The 18,255-nt window shown below is 27.6% G+C and carries 18 protein-coding genes; 15 read left to right on the top strand and 3 right to left on the bottom strand.

The genetic code is table 11. The features are described 5' to 3' along the window. Window positions 1-4: 4 nt before the first annotated feature. From hisB to IPM32_03805, 8 genes are all read left to right on the top strand, one after another. Window positions 5-592 (top strand): imidazoleglycerol-phosphate dehydratase HisB, encoded by a 588-nt coding sequence (gene hisB, locus IPM32_03840; protein ID MBK8944384.1) that lies wholly within the window; start codon window positions 5-7, stop codon window positions 590-592. After that, entirely contained in the window at window positions 589-1,176 is a 588-nt protein-coding gene (gene hisH, locus IPM32_03835) for an imidazole glycerol phosphate synthase subunit HisH (protein ID MBK8944383.1), read from the top strand. Before hisB ends, hisH begins: the two co-directional genes overlap by 4 nt. After that, on the top strand, window positions 1,170-1,889 hold the full coding sequence (hisA, locus tag IPM32_03830) for a 1-(5-phosphoribosyl)-5-[(5-phosphoribosylamino)methylideneamino]imidazole-4-carboxamide isomerase (GenBank protein ID MBK8944382.1): 720 nt from the start codon (window positions 1,170-1,172) through the stop codon (window positions 1,887-1,889). Before hisH ends, hisA begins: the two co-directional genes overlap by 7 nt. After that, window positions 1,879-2,634 (top strand): imidazole glycerol phosphate synthase subunit HisF, encoded by a 756-nt coding sequence (gene hisF, locus IPM32_03825; GenBank protein ID MBK8944381.1) that lies wholly within the window; start codon window positions 1,879-1,881, stop codon window positions 2,632-2,634. The genes hisA and hisF overlap by 11 nt, the downstream gene beginning before the upstream one ends. Further along, window positions 2,631-3,245 (top strand): bifunctional phosphoribosyl-AMP cyclohydrolase/phosphoribosyl-ATP diphosphatase HisIE, encoded by a 615-nt coding sequence (locus IPM32_03820; protein ID MBK8944380.1) that lies wholly within the window; start codon window positions 2,631-2,633, stop codon window positions 3,243-3,245. Before hisF ends, IPM32_03820 begins: the two co-directional genes overlap by 4 nt. Before the next feature lie 90 nt (window positions 3,246-3,335). After that, complete coding sequence (locus IPM32_03815) at window positions 3,336-3,758, top strand: SufE family protein (protein MBK8944379.1); 423 nt, start codon at window positions 3,336-3,338, stop codon at window positions 3,756-3,758. Next, window positions 3,759-4,622: a hypothetical protein gene (locus tag IPM32_03810; protein ID MBK8944378.1), complete on the top strand. Its 864-nt coding sequence runs from the start codon at window positions 3,759-3,761 to the stop codon at window positions 4,620-4,622. 54 nt (window positions 4,623-4,676) lie between these two features. Then, the gene (locus tag IPM32_03805; protein MBK8944377.1) at window positions 4,677-6,110 is read left to right on the top strand and encodes a hypothetical protein; all 1,434 of its coding nucleotides are present in this window, start codon (window positions 4,677-4,679) and stop codon (window positions 6,108-6,110) included. Between the two features lie 25 nt (window positions 6,111-6,135). Here IPM32_03805 and IPM32_03800 read toward each other — a convergent pair whose 3' ends face one another. Continuing rightward, complete coding sequence (locus tag IPM32_03800) at window positions 6,136-7,311, bottom strand: MFS transporter (protein ID MBK8944376.1); 1,176 nt, start codon at window positions 7,309-7,311, stop codon at window positions 6,136-6,138. 328 nt (window positions 7,312-7,639) lie between these two features. Between IPM32_03800 and IPM32_03795 the strand changes: the two genes are divergently transcribed. The 7 genes from IPM32_03795 (at window position 7,640) to IPM32_03765 (ending at window position 16,105) form a co-directional block, all read left to right on the top strand. Then, window positions 7,640-9,877 (top strand): carbohydrate binding family 9 domain-containing protein, encoded by a 2,238-nt coding sequence (locus IPM32_03795; GenBank protein MBK8944375.1) that lies wholly within the window; start codon window positions 7,640-7,642, stop codon window positions 9,875-9,877. A 196-nt stretch (window positions 9,878-10,073) separates the two neighbouring features. Beyond that, window positions 10,074-10,619: a hypothetical protein gene (locus IPM32_03790; protein ID MBK8944374.1), complete on the top strand. Its 546-nt coding sequence runs from the start codon at window positions 10,074-10,076 to the stop codon at window positions 10,617-10,619. Next, window positions 10,619-12,694 (top strand): hypothetical protein, encoded by a 2,076-nt coding sequence (locus tag IPM32_03785; protein MBK8944373.1) that lies wholly within the window; start codon window positions 10,619-10,621, stop codon window positions 12,692-12,694. The genes IPM32_03790 and IPM32_03785 overlap by 1 nt, the downstream gene beginning before the upstream one ends. A 217-nt stretch (window positions 12,695-12,911) precedes the next feature. Next, entirely contained in the window at window positions 12,912-13,487 is a 576-nt protein-coding gene (locus IPM32_03780; protein MBK8944372.1) for a sigma-70 family RNA polymerase sigma factor, read from the top strand. A gap of 15 nt (window positions 13,488-13,502) precedes the next feature. Then, window positions 13,503-14,459, top strand: a complete 957-nt coding sequence (locus IPM32_03775; protein MBK8944371.1) for a hypothetical protein — start codon at window positions 13,503-13,505, stop codon at window positions 14,457-14,459. 1 nt (window position 14,460) lies between these two features. Continuing rightward, window positions 14,461-15,600 carry a hypothetical protein gene (locus tag IPM32_03770; GenBank protein ID MBK8944370.1) on the top strand — a complete coding sequence of 380 codons (1,140 nt, stop codon included), beginning with the start codon at window positions 14,461-14,463 and terminating at the stop codon, window positions 15,598-15,600. A 235-nt stretch (window positions 15,601-15,835) separates the two neighbouring features. Then, complete coding sequence (locus IPM32_03765) at window positions 15,836-16,105, top strand: RNA-binding protein (GenBank protein ID MBK8944369.1); 270 nt, start codon at window positions 15,836-15,838, stop codon at window positions 16,103-16,105. 122 nt (window positions 16,106-16,227) lie between these two features. On the opposite strand, the gene IPM32_03760 is transcribed toward IPM32_03765, so the two are convergent. Further along, entirely contained in the window at window positions 16,228-16,410 is a 183-nt protein-coding gene (locus IPM32_03760; GenBank protein MBK8944368.1) for a hypothetical protein, read from the bottom strand. A gap of 17 nt (window positions 16,411-16,427) precedes the next feature. Then, window positions 16,428-18,218 (bottom strand): 5'-nucleotidase C-terminal domain-containing protein, encoded by a 1,791-nt coding sequence (locus tag IPM32_03755; protein ID MBK8944367.1) that lies wholly within the window; start codon window positions 18,216-18,218, stop codon window positions 16,428-16,430. Window positions 18,219-18,255: the final 37 nt, after the last annotated feature.

Raw genomic sequence — 18,255 nt, 5'->3', positions numbered from 1 at the left:
AATTATGATTCAGAGAAAAGCAGAAGCAATTCGTGAAACAAAAGAAACAAAAATAAATATCTCTGTAAATATTGATGGAACTGGTGAATCAAAAATAAATACCGGAATTGGATTCTTTGATCACATGCTTGAACAAATTGCAAAGCATGGAAATATTGATTTGGATATTCATGTCGATGGAGATTTACATGTTGACGAACACCATACGGTTGAAGATGTTGGAATAACTTTAGGTGAAGTTTTACTAAAAGCACTTGGAGATAAAAAAGGAATTCAACGTTATGGGTATTATGTACCGATGGATGAATCAATTGCACTTTGCGTAATAGATTTAGGTGGCCGTTTCTATCTTAAATTTAAAGCGAAATTTGAAAGAGAATTAGTCGGAGAATTTCCTACAGAATTAGCAGAAGAATTTTTTAGAGGTTTGGCAAGCGGATTAAAATCAAATATTTACATAAAAGTAAAAGGTAAAAATGATCATCATAAAATTGAAGCAATATTTAAGTCTTTTGCGAAAGCGTTAAATGAAGCTTGCAGATTAGACGAACGTAATAATGGAAGAATTCCATCAACAAAAGGAATTATATGATTGCATTAATTGATTACGGTGCAGGAAATTTAAAGTCAGTTGCAAATGCTTTGGATGATCTCAATGCAGAATATATAATTACAGATAATAGTGAAGAAATAAATTCAGCTGAAAAAATTATTTTCCCTGGAGTTGGTGAAGCTAACTCAGCAATGTATAAATTAAATGAAAAAAATATTGTTGATACTATTAAATCAACAGAAAAATCACTTTTAGGAATTTGCTTGGGAATGCAATTGTTAGCTACTTTTTCAGAGGAAAGAAATACAAAATGTTTAGATGTTATAAAAGTTGTAGTAAAACAATTTGATTCATCAAAAGTTAAAGTTCCTCATATGGGATGGAATAAAGTAGAATATAAAAATCAAAATAAACTTTTTACGAAAGTTGAAAGTGGTGAAACATTTTATTTTGCTAACTCATATTACGTTCCAATTACAGAATATACAATTGCCTCAACTAATTATGATATTATTTTTAGTTCAGCAATTAATAAAAACAATTTTTACGGAGTTCAATTTCATCCCGAAAAATCGGGGAAAATTGGACTACAATTATTAAAAAACTTTATTGAGTTATGTTAATTATTCCGGCAATAGATATAATTGATGGAAAAGTTGTTCGACTTTCAAAAGGAGAATACAATTCAATTGTAAGCTATAATAAAACTCCTCTTGAACAAGCCAAAATTTATAATGAACTTGGATTCGAATGGCTTCATGTTGTTGATCTGTCAGGCTCAAAAGATGGCAAAATAAATACGATTAAAATTATTGAAGAAATTAAAAATAAAACAAATCTGAAAATTGAGTTCGGGGGAGGAATAAGAACAAAGGTAGATGTTGTTGAATTAAATAAACTAGGAGTTGATGGAATAATTATTGGATCGCTTTCAATTACTGATAAAAAAGAGTTTGAATCAATATTTACCAAAGTGATTCCCCAGAAAATTATTATTGCTGCAGACGTTTTGGATTACATAATTAGAATTAAAGGCTGGACGGAAAATTCTGAAGTTCATCTTTTCGATCACATTGAATATTGCAATAAATTGGGAATTGCTAACTATTTATGCACCGATATTGACGTTGATGGAATGTTAACCGGACCAAATTACAATTTATATAAATCAATTCTTGCGAAGTATCCAAAGATAAAACTAACAGCTTCCGGTGGAGTAAGCAGTATTCATGATATAATAAAATTAGCTGAAATACAAGTAAGGGGAGTTGTAATTGGTAAAGCAATTTATGAAAATAAAATAAATTTAGAGGAGTTGGCAAAACTTGCTGTGTAAAAGAATTATCCCATGTTTAGATGTAAAAGATGGAATTGTTGTAAAGGGAACAAACTTTATTAATCTTCGTGAAGCCGGCTCTGCAGTTGAGCTTGCGCAGCGTTATTATAATGAAGGCGCAGATGAATTAGTATTTTTAGATATTACTGCAACTTTAGAAAGAAGAAAAACTTTAGTTGAACTTGTTGAAGAAGTTTCTAAAGTTATTAGAATACCTTTTACAGTTGGCGGTGGTATATCTAAAATAGAAGATATTGAAAAATTACTAAATGCTGGTGCCGATAAAGTTTCTTTAAATTCATCAATTGTAAAAAATCCAAATTTAATTTCTGAAGCATCTAGAAATTTCGGAAGCCAAGCAATTGTTGCGGCAATTGATTCAAGAACAATTGAAGAAATACACAAAGTTTATATCAAAGGCGGAACAGAAGAAACACAATTGGAAACAATTACTTGGTGCAAAAAAGTTGAAAATCTTGGTGCTGGTGAAATTCTTTTAACTTCCATGAATAGAGATGGAACAAAATCCGGTTACGATATTGATATACTCCAATATTTATCTAATGAATTGACAATTCCAATAATTGCATCCGGCGGAGCGGGAACCAAAGAACATTTTCTTGAAGCATTTGAAAAAGCAAATGTAGATGCATGTTTAGCGGCAAGTTTATTTCATTATAAAGAATTGGAAATAACAGATTTAAAAAATTATTTACATCAAAATAATATAAATGTAAGAATATGATAAACATTGAAAATATTGATTTTTCAAAACTTGACGGACTCGTTCCCGCAATTATAATTGATGAAATAACTAATCAAGTTTTAATGCTCGGATTTATGAACCAAGAAGCATTAACTCAAACTATTGAAAAACAAAAAGTTGTTTTTTTTAGTCGGACTAAAAATAAACTTTGGCTTAAAGGCGAAACTTCCGGAAATTATTTAAATGTGGTTTCGGTAAATACTGATTGCGATAATGACACATTACTCATTTATGCAAAACCGGATGGACCGACTTGTCATACTGGTGCCTATTCATGTTTTGCAGAAGTAGATAAAAATAACATTCTATTTTTAAACTACTTGTTTGAACTTGTCAAAGATCGAAAAATTAAATTGCCTGAAAATTCTTATACAACAAAATTATTTAAGCAAGGATCAAACCGAATAATTCAGAAGGTTGGAGAAGAAGCAATAGAAACAGTTATCGCAGCGAAGAATAATGATAAGGAAGAAATTATTAATGAAGTATCAGATTTAATATTTCATTTATTTGTAATGTTAGCTAATCAAGGAATTGAGTTTTCCGAAATAATTTCAAATCTGCAAAAACGCCATTCTGATAAAAAATAATTATTTGGTTATATTTCAATTGAATCAATTTTTAAAATGATACGATCTTTTTAAAAGATCGTATCATTAATATTTAATTAGGCTTTACAAATGTCTGTAATTGATGAGCAAAATAAAATTGTAAAAGAATTTTCTGATCTAATAGAATGGGAAGATAAATATTCATTATTAATTAAAATGGGTAAAGAACTTGGTGATTTAGATCCAGAAATTAAAATTGATAAAAACAAAATTTCCGGTTGTCAATCGCAAGTTTGGATGCATGCAAAATTAGAAGATGGAAAAATGCAAATTGTTGGCGATAGCGATGCGATGATTGTTAAAGGTTTAGTTGCACTTTTAATCAAAGTTTATTCAAATCAAAAACCGGATGATATTCTTTCATCACCGCCAAAATTCCTAAATGAAATTGGAATTGATAAACATCTTTCTCCAACTCGCAAAAATGGATTGGGTGCAATGTTAAAACAAATTCAATTATTTGCAATTGCATTTAAAACATTAGGTAAATAAATGTCAAAAATTATTCTAATTTTTTTCGTAATTCTATCTTCAATAATTTATTCACAAGAAAGTGAACTAACTAAATTCGGAAAAGTTTTTAAGTTCAAATCATCTAACACATCTTTTCCTCATAAAAACAGACAAGGTGGATATACATATAAAAACACGCACTACAAAGTTGATGAACATTACAATACTTCTGATGTGAAAATTTTTATTCCAAATAATTTTATAATTACAGATTCGGTTGAACTTGTCTTTTATTTTCATGGATGGTGGAATAATATTGATTCTTCTGTAAATCAATTTAATTTGTTTGAGCAATTTTATAATAGTAAAAAAAATGCACTTTTAATTTTGTCCGAGACAGCCAAAAATTCTCCAGATTCATACGGTGGAAAATTAGAAGAGATGGAAACATTTAGTGAATTAGTTGAAGATTTAAATGATGAGTTGAACAATATATTTAATAACGAAATTAAAATTGGGAATATTACTTTGGCTGGGCACAGTGGAGCTTACAGAGTTATGGCTTTCATTTTAATGAATGGTGGAATTACAAATAAAATTAATAATGTTTTTCTTTTTGATGCACTTTATAATGATGTTGAAAAATTCACTTATTGGTTGGATAACAATAATGGAAAATTCATAAATATTTATACTAAAAATGGTGGAACAAAATCGGAATCAGAAAATTTAGTACTTTGTTTGGAAGGTTGGAAACTTGATCATATAGTAATTGATGACGATGATTTTGAACTTGATGATCTTAATCAAAGTAGAATAATTATAATCAAATCACAACTGGAACACAACGAAGTAATTCATACAAAAAATCAATTCCAAAAATTTCTTGAATCTTCTTTCTAAATAGATTGTATAAAATTTCAATATTACTTTTGAAAAACTAATTACCGGAATAAAATGTTAAAATCAATAATTATTCTATTGTTAATTTCAACAAATTTTTTTGCAAACGGAAAACCAACCGCAAATGATAAAAAAATTATTGAGCTAAGTTTAAATTATCAATTTGATGAAGCTGATAAATTGTTAAACGAACTTTTGCAAAACTCAAATAATTTAAAATATCACTATCTTTATTTAAATGTGGAATTGGTAAAAATTATTAAAGCTACAGATGAAGCACCAGTTAAGAATAGACAAAAAGTTAAAGAATCATTAAATGAAGAAATGATTAAATATTCCGAGAAAATAATTTCGCAATATGAAGACAAAGATTTAACAATTGATGAAAAATTTTATTTGGGAAGTATTTATGGATTATTGGGAAGATTTTATGGAGTAAATAAATCATGGATGTCTGCATTCAGTAATGGTAAAGAAGGAAAAAATATTTTGGAAGAAATAATTGAAACAGATCCAAATTATACAGACGCATATTTACTTTTGGGAATGATGAATTATTATGCTGATAGATTAAGTGGAGTTACAAAATTAATTACAAGCGTTTTAGGTTTATCAGGAGATAGAAAAACCGGTTTAGAATATCTGCACAAAGTTGATAAGAACGGTGTTTTAACGAATTGGCAAGCTACAATGATTTTAATAGAATTATATTCTCGGTTAGAGAATAATAGATTTGCTGCAATTCCATTACTTGAAAAAATGAATAAGAAATTTCCAAATAATTCTCACTTTGCAAATTGGTATTCTTATGAACTAATGAATTCAAGCAATCTTAAAGAAGTAGAGAAATTAATTGAGTCTGATAAATCAAATATTATTTATGATGTTGTTAAAGCACAATATTATCATTTATCGGGGAATTATGGAAAATCTAATGATATATTAAATTCACTTTTCCATAACGAAAGTAAAATATTTCCGTGGATAATTGAGTATTCAAAATTGATGCGGGTTGTAAATTATAAAATGTTGAATGATGAAAAAATGGAGAAAAAATATAAACAAGAATTAAAAGATGAATTCAAAGAGTATTATGAAAAAATATTTGATAAAAATGAACTTGGAAAAAATTTATTAAAATTGAGAGAATTAGTTTTAGTTAAAGATTATGCTAATGCAAATCAAGTAAAAGAAAATTTTCTAAATATTAAATTAACCAATTCACAATTGGCTTTTCTTGAATATTACAACGGTGTGGAAAATTATAATAAAGGAAAAATTCAAGATGCAGAAAAGAATTTTATAAAATCTAAATCACTTGATGATAAAATATTTGGTAATGACATTAATGAATATCTAATTCACATTTACAAAACAACAAATGCAAATAAAAATAATGTGGAAAAATTAATTGATGAGTTAGAAGATTTGGATGATGAAAGATTGGAATTAAGCATTGAAGAATTAGAGGAAAAATATGATTTGTAAAAATATTAAATCTTAATCAACCTTTTTAATTTTTCCTTAAACGAATAAATAATAATGCAGAAGCAATTCCAGAAACAAAAGTAAATGTCCATAAAATTTGTGAGCCATAAATTTCATAAATTTTTGTTCCGCTCCAAGGTGCAATAGTAAACGCCAAACTAAACATCATTTGATAAAATCCCATATATTCTCCTCGTCTATTTTCCGGAGAAATTTCTGTTGCAAAAGATGCAGCTGCGGGAAAGAAAATCATTTCGCCAAAAGTCCAAATAATAATTGTGATAATTAATCCATAAATATCATTTGTAAAAGCCATTCCACCAAAGCCAATAGCCGTAAGTATGGAACCCAAAGTTAACCCTTTCCAATCTTCCCACTTACTCATTAATGAATTTAAAGGAACTTCAACAAAAATTATAATTACTGTGTTTATTGCTGTTAATAATCCAAAAGTTGCAGTTGTAAATTTTAACTGCTCAACAACAAATAATGGCATTGAACTAAAGTGCTGAAGAAAAACCATAAAAACGGGTAATGCAGCAATCAGGAAATACATAAATTGAAAATCCATCCAAACTTTTTTCTTATCAGAATTAAATTTATTATTTTCTTCTTCAATGCTAATCTTAGGTTTAAAATCCCATTTGGCAAAAATTAAAAATATTCCCGCCGCTATTGAAGTTATTCCATCTACAAAAAAAAGCAAATGAAAATCGATTGAACTTAAAAGTCCGCCAATTACCGGTCCAATACTCATACCTAAATTAATTGTTAAACGATAAAGTGCGTAAGCTGGTTTTCTCTGTTCAACCGTAACTTCATTTGAAATAAATGCCATTCCGGCTGGACGAAATGCTTCCGAAACTATTGCTAAAATTACACTTGTAATGCTAATTAAAACATAATTATCAAAAATTGAATAGATGAAAAACAAAATTCCGGAAAATAAAAGGGAAAATTTCATCATTGTAATCGGACCTAATTTATCGCTTAATTTTCCGGAGAAAGGCGCGGAAATAAGTGCACCAATTCCGTAAAAAGTTATTACCAATCCAGCTTTTCCCGGTGTTACACCAATTTCTTGAGTTAAGTAAAGTGCAAGAAACGGAAAAACCATTGTGCCGGATCTGTTAATCAATGTTACTGCACAAATTAGCCAAATATTTTTGGGTAAACCGTTAAGACTTTTCCAGAGATTCATTTAATAGATTTCTAAAAGTGAGTAATAATTTTAAAGAAATTATTTATTAAATAAAAAATTAAGATGTTAAAATCATTAATGTTCATATTCACTGAAAATTCTAATGTTTAAAAACTCCATGTAACATTTTCATAAAATTATTCGTCATAATTGTTGTAATTAAAAATCGATTAATAATTTCAGTTTTGTTTTCATTAACAAGCCCATGACAACTTTTTACAATTTATTACACGTAAATGACAATGAAATATTTTAAGATAATTATGTTTTATTTAACGGTTTTTAAGAAACATTAAAAAATTACCATTAAAAACTTGGATTCAATTATATGAAAATATTCAATCACGCTTACATTATAATAATTTTTGAAATTTTAATTTTTGCTAAAATGCAAGCTCAACCAATTCCAGAAAGTGCAAAACCGGAATTAAATATTTTTAAAATTGATAAAAATTTTGAAATTAATGGAAAACTAGATAACCCGGTTTGGCTTCAAGCAGATCCAATAGAAATAAATTATGAATTTAACCCGGGTGATAATGCTCAAGCAAAAGAAAGAACAATTGTGAAAGCACTTTATGATGAAGAATTTTTATACTTTGGTTTTAAATGTTATGATTCAAATCCGGAAGAAATAAGAGCAAATTTATCGGAACGAGATAAAATATTTTCTGATGATTATGTAATTTTATTAATTGATACATATGGAGATGCGCAAAAAGGTTATGAAATTGCAGTAAATCCTTTGGGAATTCAAGGTGATCTTCTCGCAACTTTTAATAACGAAGATATAAATTTTAATATGATTTACTACACGGCTGCAGAAAAAAATGATTCGGGCTGGACGGCAGAAATGGCAATTCCATTTAGCAGTCTTGCGTTTGATGAAACCAAAGATCCTATTTGGGGTTTCAATGTAGTTAGAACAATTCCAAGAGAAAGCAGAACCCAAAATTCATGGGTACCAATTAATAAAAACATTCCCGGATTTCTATCACAATCCGGTGTTATAAGAGGATTGAAAAATCTATCAACAAATTCTTATGTTGAGTTACTGCCTTATCTAATTGGACAAAATAACGGAAGCATTGTTGATTATGATAATCCAAATTCTAATTTTAAATATAATTCAATTGAAGGAAGAATTGGCGGAGGAATTAAATATTCACCAAATTCAAACTTAGCAATTGAAGCAGTTTTAAATCCCGATTTTAGTCAAATTGAAGCTGATGCTGATCAAATAAGCGTGAACACAACTTTTGCTCTAAATTATGAAGAGAAAAGACCTTTCTTTTTAACTGGAAATGAATTGCTTCCACAACCGATTTATTATTCCAGATCAATCAATAATCCATTAGCGGCAACAAGAGCAACGGGAAAAAGTGGAGCGTTTTCATATTTATATCTTGGTGCATATGATAGAAATACTGTTTTTGTTGTTCCGGGAGAAGAAGAAAGTAATACTGCATCAACTAATAAAAAATCCTTTGCAAATATTGGAAGAATAAGATATGATTTTGGTGATGAAGATTATATTGGTGCAAAAATTCTTACTAGAAATATGACTGAAAGTCATAATTATGTTGGAGGAATTGATTGGAATTTTAAATTTTGGAATAATTGGATTTTTGAAGGTCAAGCGTATTTATCTCAAACGAAAGAACTTAATGATTCTACTTTTATTGAAGCTGAACGAAATTTTGGAAATTCTCAATACACAGCTAAATTAAATGGAGAAAAATATTCCGGAAATGTAATTCACTTTTTTCTTTCACGTTCAGAAAAATTGTATTATTTCAATTTCGAATCAAATCATATAAATCCAACTTTTCAAACTTACAATGGTTTGCTTAATGTTAGCTCATTCAGAGAGCAAAAAATGTATCACTCATATAAAATTTATCCCGATAGTTCATTCTTTGATCGAATTGATATAAGTCTAAATTCAAATTTACAGCATAATTATGATGGAATAATTAAACAAGTTAGAATTACTCCTTCGATCAATTTAAATATGAAAGGGCAAACATATTTTTACATTCAGTATCATGTAATTAAAGATGAAAAATTTAACGGGAAGAATTTTAAAAATACTAACGATGTGTATTTTGAGTTGAATACAAAACCATTAAAAGAAATTTCTTTTGGAATTTACGGAACATTTGGAAAATATATTTACAGATCGGATGAACCCACAATTGGAGTTGGGCATAATCTTGGCGGATATTTAACAATAAAACCAACATCAAATTTAAATATTAATTTAAGTTACGATCGTGCAAGACTTTCTGATAGAAATTCCGATGAACTTTTTTATGATGGAAATATTTATAGAGCAGTTGCAATTTATCAATTTTCAACAGAAGCCTTTTTCAGAACAATTTTTCAATATAATTCATTCAATAAATCGTTTAAATTTTATCCATTGTTCAGTTACCAAATCGGAGCATTTACAACTTTTTATGCCGGTGCAACAAGCAATTATAAAAACTACAAACAAGAATATGGAATTATAAATACCGATCAGCAATATTTTATAAAATTGCAATATTTGGTTAGTTTATAAAATTTTCTCAAAACTCCTTATTATAGTTATATATAATCTCATGAATCGAATGCCATCTCAAAAGATGGCATTTTTATATAAATTTTGTTGTAAATATTTCTTCGATAAAAATTATTTTATTAAAAAATTATTTTCATAACTTGACTTTAAATAAATAAAATTTAAGTTACTATTTATAAAAATAAAACAAAGTATTGTGAGAATATTTTTTCTATTTAGTTTAGTATTTTTTTTCTTAATTACATATCTATTTTATGGATGGTTTTATACTTCATTATTACCAATACTAATAATTGTTATTAAAATTGATGATAAATTAGGAATTTCTAAAAACTTAAAATTAACGGATTATCAATCGTTCGAATGTTTCTTTAAATATAAATTTAAAAGTATAAATTTCATTAAAAAAGTTTGCATTGTAATTTGGCTTTTTATAATTATTGAATTTGGAACTTATTTTTTACTTAATGATCAAAATTCTGAAAAAGAAAATAATGTGAAAACATTTTCTGGGATAATTTATGATCAAAATGGAGAACCTATAGATAGTGTAATAGTATTTTTACCTGAATACAATAAATTTGATACAACAGATAATTTTGGGAAATATGAATTTAAAGTGCAAGGTAATAAAGAAATTACGATAAATATAAATGCTAAAAAGAAAGGCTATTATACATATGATTCTGATGGAACTTTGGGAAATCGTTCTTATAACTTTATTTTAAAGAAGAATAAGTAATGATGAATTACTTATATATAATAGTTGTTTTTCTTGTTACAAATATTTATGGCCAAAATGACAGATGGTTACTTGGAAGACTTGTTACTGAACAAAATAATGTAAAAACACCAATTAATAATACAATTGTAACAATTTTAACAACTGGAGACAAAGATAAAACAGATGAAAATGGAAAATTTCGAATTAAACTTAAAGAGTCATTATCGCCTGGTGATAATATATCAATTACAGTTGAAAAGAAAGGATGGGCTATATTATATCCATTAAGTGGTAAAACCTACATACCTAAAAACTTAGAAATTGATTTAATAGAAATTTTAATTCTACCAATTGAGTCCAAAAAATTTTTTTCTCATGATCATCTTGAAAAGCTAATATTGAATCTTATGGCAAATAATCAAAAAACTGTTGATATTAAAGAATTGCCCCAAAAAAATAATTTGCCCGATAACATAAAAGAATGGGCTGAATATTATCACCTTACCGTTGAAGATGTAAACCAGAAAATCGAAGAATGGACAAAAGAACTTGAAAAAAATAAAGAAGATGACTATAAACTAGGACTTGCTGCATTTGTGAAAGGTAATTATAATAAGGCAGGAAATTATTTTCATAATTCTGCAATTAACAAAGTCGAAATTTTAAATAAACTTAATGAAAAGGAAAATAAAATAATTGATGAAATTATTCGAGACTTCCAAAAAGCTGGGGAATCTTATTCTGAAATTCAAAACTATAAACAAGCAATAATTGCTTATGAAAATGCTCTTAAATATATTGATAAAAATTTAAAACATGAGATCTGGATTGAGTTAATGATGGATAGAGCTTTTTCTTTAACTCAACAAATCCTCAAAAATAGTGGCCCAGATCTATTAAAAAGTATCAATTCGACAATTGAAATTTATGATTCTATTTTAAGTACACATAAAGAAAAGGATATAGATAGTGCATTAATTTTAAGAAGTAAAAGCGCTATTTTTCTCCAAAAAGCAAATTTTCAAAAAGGGAATAAATCTATTGCAAATTATAAGACCGGATTGAAACTCCTCAAAGAGTCTCAAAAAATTTATCAAAAAGAAAATAACAAATATGGTATGGGTGCAGTAAGTACAAATATCATGTTTGCTCTTGGACATTTAGCTTTAAGTTCAAATATTGATTCGATTTTTTATTTTTTTTTCAAAGGTTTAAAATTTGGTAAAGAGGCACTAAAAGGTTTAGATAATTCTGATTGGGAAATAACAGTACCCAAAATTAACATTGCAGTGATTAATTTATACACACGAAGTTTAACTAACGAGGATCCATTTAAAAGAACTTTATCAACGACTTTAAGAGATAGTCAACAGCTTAATGTTATTCAAAAAAGCTGGTTGCCAATATTAAAAAGACTAGAATCATTGATTTATTTTGATTCATTACAAACTTATTTAATAAAGAATCCAATATCCTCCGATATTGATATACTAAATGAAGCAATTATAAGGTTAATTAAAGAGGAAAGACAAAGAGAACTTTCAAATGCAAGAAATAATTTCGCATACGCTTTAGTCCAAAAAAGTTTTTCTTTAAACTATCCAGCAAACAATAATATTCTGCAAAAAGCAATTGATACTTTACAAATGAATTTTTCTTACCTAACTAATGAAACTTATCCACAAGATTGGGCCAGAACAAAATTAACAATTGGAATAATAAAAATTATTTGTTCACAAATTCAAGAAAAATCCGAATCAAAGAATTCTCTTCAGGAAGCAATTACAATTTTCGATGAGGTTTTTGAAATTTTTGAAGAAGATTATTTTCCAAACGGGTTCGCAGAAACGCAGATCTATCAAGGAATTGCATATAAAAAGTTAGCTTTGCTTGAAGATGAAATAAATAGAATGTTATATCTTTCGGTTGCCTTAAAATCATTATCAGCAGCTAGCCGTGTTTTTACACAAGAATTTAATCCTCTTAAATGGTTGGAGATTCAATATAATCTTTCAGAAGTATATTTTTTATTTGGAGATAATAATAAGTCTCAGGACATTATTAATGAAACGCAGAAAGTTTTGTTTCCTTAAAAATTGTTTTCACAAAGCTAGCTTAACACTTCTATTGGGTTAAACAACATTTTACTGTTACAAACATATAATATTTGATAATGATACAACATTTATAAAAGATCTCATCTTTAAAATGATTTTTTGGTTTATTAAACTTTTATTTCCCATTTTTATTTTAAACATCACAACCTTTTCTTAAGAACAAAGTCTAAATATTTAGTAAACAAGAAAAATAATGCAAGACGATAATCAGCTTATATCCAGAGCGCAAAAAGGTGATAACATTGCTTTTGAACAGCTTGTAATGAAATACGATCGCATCGTTTTAAATATTGCATACGGATATAGAAATAGTAAAGAAGATGCTCAAGATATTTATCAAGAGGTATTTTTAAGAGTTTATAAAGGTTTGAAAAATTTTCAATCGAGAAGTCAATTTTCAACTTGGCTTTATAGAATTACTGTTAACGTTTGCATTGAATATAAAAGAAAAATTAAAAATTATGAAATGCAATCTCTGAATAAATATGATGAAGAAAATGATAATAATTTTTCGTTTGAATCTAATTTGGATAGTGGTGAAAGAATTGACAAATACTCAATTGATAACGAGCAAAATAATATTATAAAATCTGAAATTGATAAATTACCAAAACAGCTTAAAATGGCTTTCACCTTAAAATATTATCAAGGAATGAAGATTAAAGAAATATCAGAAATTATGAATTGCAGCGAAGGAACTATAAAAGGTTACTTGTTTACATCATCAAAAAAATTAAGAGAAAAATTAAAACCAATTTTAGAAATGTAATTTTTTGGTTGAATTATGAATCATGAAAAATATAAAGAATTATTAGAATTAAATATTCTTGGCGAACTTAATAAAAGTGATCAAATTGATATAGAAAATCATTTGTTGGAATGTAACGAATGTTTTGAAGAATATTCTCAAATAAAAAAATTCCATTCCAAAATAGTTTATGAAAATATTGATTTTCCGAATGAATCTGATTTGCAAAATGCAAGATTTAATTTATTCAAAACAATAAATGAAAAAGAAAGTAATCAATCTTTAACGGAAAAAATTGCACAAATTTTAAATCAAATATTTTATAAAAAATATTCAATTACATTCGCAAGTTTAGCTCTGATTTTAGTCGGATTGTTAATTGGTTATTTGGTTTTTAATAAATCTGATTTCACAAAAAATAAATTTGCGCAAAATGAAATTGATTTGGATGAAATTGAAAATATAAAAATTGCAAATGTTAATTTACCGGAAAAATTTTCAACCAATTACGAATTTGAAATTATAAATAAGAACGGAAAACAAATTTCGTATAAAGGAAATTTAAACGACGAAGCAATTCAAAAACTTCTTGCAAAAGCATTTAAAGAAACAGAAAATCCCGGCTTTAAAATTAAAACTGCAAATTCCGTTGTTGAATTTATGCCGAAAAATTTTAATCCCGATGGAAAAATTAAAAACGCATTTATCAATTCTGTAAAAACTGATAAAAATCCGGGTGTGCGAAAAACGGCAATTAAAGCATTAATAAATTTTCCATTTGATAACGAAATTAGAGACGCACTTATTTATACTTTGGAAAACGACAGCAATGCGGCAAATAGAATGGATGCAATAAATATTTTATTGGAAATAAATTTTAAGTCTAATAATGTTGATCAAAATATTCGGAAAAAATTAGAAGAAAGAATTTCTTTAGAAGACAATGAAGTTATAAAATTTAAAACAGCAAATTTATTACGAGGAGGAAACTAAAATGAAAATAAGTATGATTAAAATCTTATCATTTTTATTAATTGTGAATGGTTTAATATTTTCTCAAAACAAACAACCTTTGGTAAAAACTTTTTCAGCAACTGATGGTGAGAATTTGGATATAAGTATTGATCCCGGAAATATTGATATTCAAACTTGGGAAAAGAATGAAGTTAATATTGAAGTAGTTTCAAAAAAGAAATACGAAATTGAAAATATTATTTCTGAGAAAGTTGGAAAAACAATAAAATTTCATTTGGAATTGGAAGACGGCTGGAATAATAATGTAACTGTAAAAGTTAAAACTCCATCCAACTTTAATTTTAAACTAAACACAACCGGTGGAAATATAAATATTGAAAATGCGATTACTGGAAAATTATCGGCAGAAACAGATGGTGGAAATATAAATTTCAACAATGTAAAAGGTGAAGTTTCCGTAAATACTTCCGGAGGAAATATAAATGGTAAAGATGTTGAAGGCGATGTAAATCTTCATACAAACGGTGGAAATATTTCATTGGGTAATGTGAAAAGTGGAAAATCAAATATAGATACTTATGGAGGTAATATCAGCGTTGGAAATGTAACTTCTGATCTATTTGCAAAAACACAAGGTGGAAATATTAGCATTGGTGATGTTGGTGGTAACGCAAATGTTTTTACTTATGGTGGACATATAAAAATGGATAAAGTTACCGGTTCTGCAACAATGGAAACTTACGGCGGACATTTAACTTTACAGAGTGCATCCGGAAAAGTTGTAGCAAAAACAATGGGCGGACATATTAATTTGGAAAACATAACCGGAAGCATTGAAGCATCAACCGAAGGCGGACATGTTAATGCTGAGTTGGATCCTAAATCAAATACTAATTCATCATTAAGAACTTCTGGCGGAAATATGGAATTAAAAGTTCCGGCTTCAGCAAAAACAACAATTGAAGTTTTTATTGAAACCGATGAATTTGAAAAGGATGAAGTTGAAGAAATTTTACAATCCGATTTTCCCTCAGCAAAATTTAATGCAGATGGTGATGATGGTAAAATAAATGCAACATATAATCTTAACGGCGGTGGTTCAAAAATATCATTAAAATGCATCGGCGGAAATGTTAGTATTAAAAAGTGGAATAAATAATTTAATAAATCGTAGCCGCAAACTTCAACTTTGCATTATTTTGCAATAAATAAAGATGCGGCTACAATTATCTCCAATCAAAATAACATTATGAATTTTGGTATAATCACTTAAATAAGGTATATTGTTACGGTTTTTAAATTCTTATCAAAAATTAATCCTACATTCATTGATATTTAAGCTTCATTAAAAACTTCTTTACACACATTTAATTGAAAATATTTAAGAGGGAAGAATGAACATTTTTATTGGCAATTTAGATTTTGACGTTACAGAAGAAAACTTGAATAGCGAATTTTCAAAATATGGAAAAGTAGCTTCAGCTAAAATTATTAAAGATTTGTTTACGCAAAAATCTAAAGGATTTGGTTTTGTTGAAATGAAAGATAATGCCGAAGCAAAAGCTGCAATTAAGGAATTGAATACTGCTAAATTATTGAGTAAAAATATTGTTGTGAACGAAGCAAGACCGGAAAGAAATAAAAGAAAATTTAACAATAGATAAATATTCTTTAACAAAGTAAATTGATTTTATTAGAAGCAGATTACGAATAAAAATAGTCTGCTTCTTATTTTTTAAATCATGAAAAATTTTCAAATTCAATATCAGACTAAAATTAATGAAAATTATTTTGCCAGAATTTCAATTGGAATTGAAAAATATTCTCCCAAATAATAAGGCCAAAGTAATAGTGCTAAAACACCTTTCCAAAAGGTAAGTTTCAAAAAACCCAAAGTGAAAAGCCAGCCAACAAACCACAAACCACCGCAAATACTATTATTTACAACTTTAACTTTTGAGTCAGTCATTTTAATTTTCCCCTAAATTAATTTGTACCAAAAAGTAATTTAAAATCTTTTTCTTTTGCCGAATTATACCAATCAGCGGGAATTACATTCCAATTTAAATTTTCAATCGGGTTAACAATTTTTTGATTTTCAATCCATTGCATCATATAAAATCTTAAATCTTTTTCTGTTGAATTTATAATTCTAGTAGTTAATTCATCTTTGGGAATTTTTGCACCATTTACTAAATGTCCGCCGCCGCCATTGCCTCTGTAACTATTTATTGCAACTTTATATTTTTTGTTTTCATCAAAAATCTTTCCGTTAGAAAAAGATTTTACTTTAATTCTTTCACCAAAATTTTTAGAAACATCAACTAAATATTCAATTCCTTCTGCGGAATCAAAATTATAATATCTATTTTTCAATAAAGTAGTATTGCTGCGTTTTGAGAAAATTAAATTTCCATTTTCATCTTTTTCAAACAACAATAAATTATCTTTTTTATCTTTCATTGTGTTAAACCAAATTCCGTAAGAAAATTCCAAATAATCTTTTATTTCTTTTCCAGTTAATTCCATTGTGTACAAAAGATTTTCATATCTGTAAAGATCAAACATATCTTTTACATAAACTTTTCCCGAATCAATCTGTGAATAAATTGAAAGCGGCGCAGTGAAAGAAATATCAGCATTCGTAAGCTCAATCTGGATTTTATGGATTAAATCGACAAATGCAGAATTTCCGAAAACAGAATTTTTTGCAGAAACCGTTTTTGTAAAAGTTCCTATTTCTCTTGATACAAAATCTTTTACCAATTTAAATTCTTCAGAAAATTTTTGCATAAATTCTTCATTGGCTTTTAAATCCGAAGAATTAATAATTTTTCCGGAAATATTTTTTCCCCATTTTTTTGATTGTTTATCAAAATCCAATGAAATGTTTGCTTCACAAAAACTGTTTGATCTTGCCGAAGGTCCCAAAATTAAAACCGAATCTCCGGCAGAATTTAAAACTTTAAAATTCCATTCATGATGATCATGACCAACAAAAACAATATCAAAACCAGGAACTTGTTCTGCAACCAATTGAGAAGCATTTTCGTTTCGTGGAGTTTCTGCAGTTTGATTATCATAAGTAAAATCAACACCAGAATGGAAAAGTCCAATTATTAAATCCGGGTTCTCTTTTTTATTAATTATTGGGATCCATTTTTTTGCAGTTAAAATCATATCTTCAAATTCAATTCCTGACCAAATATTTTTTGGCAGCCAATTTGGAATACCCGGAGTTATCAATCCCAAAACAGCAATTTTAACATTTTGATTTTCATCTACTTTTGCATTTAAAATTTTATAAGGTGGAAAATAGGGCTCGTCAGTTAAAGTGTTTATTGCATTTGCTGCAAGCCAAGGAAAATTTAATTCATCATTAAATTTATCATATACAGCATGACCAGTTTCAATATCGTGATTTCCAACCGAACCGGCATCATATTTCATAAAATTCATCACATTTGCTAATAAATGTGTTTCGTTAGTTTTAACAAAATTGTAATAATAAACCGAAGGATCGCCTTGAAGAATATCACCATTATCTAAAAGAAAAGTTTCATGATTCTTATTTTCCCTTTCACTTTTTAAGTAAGAATAAATCTGAGCTAACGAAGAATTAGATGTTTTATTTTCCGTGAAATCATACGGAAAAATTGCTCCATGAACATCACTTGTTTGTATAAACTTTAAATTTAATGTTTGTGCATTGTTTGAAATAAACGTTAGGAAAAATAAAACCATAAAAAGGAATTTATTTGTTTTTTGAAACCTCATATTAACATCCTAAAAATTATAATTGCTTTGTTGAATT

This window comes from Ignavibacteriota bacterium, assembly GCA_016716225.1.
Lineage (GTDB): Bacteria > Bacteroidota > Ignavibacteria > Ignavibacteriales > Melioribacteraceae.
This window is presented reverse-complemented; position numbering and strand designations above follow the sequence as displayed.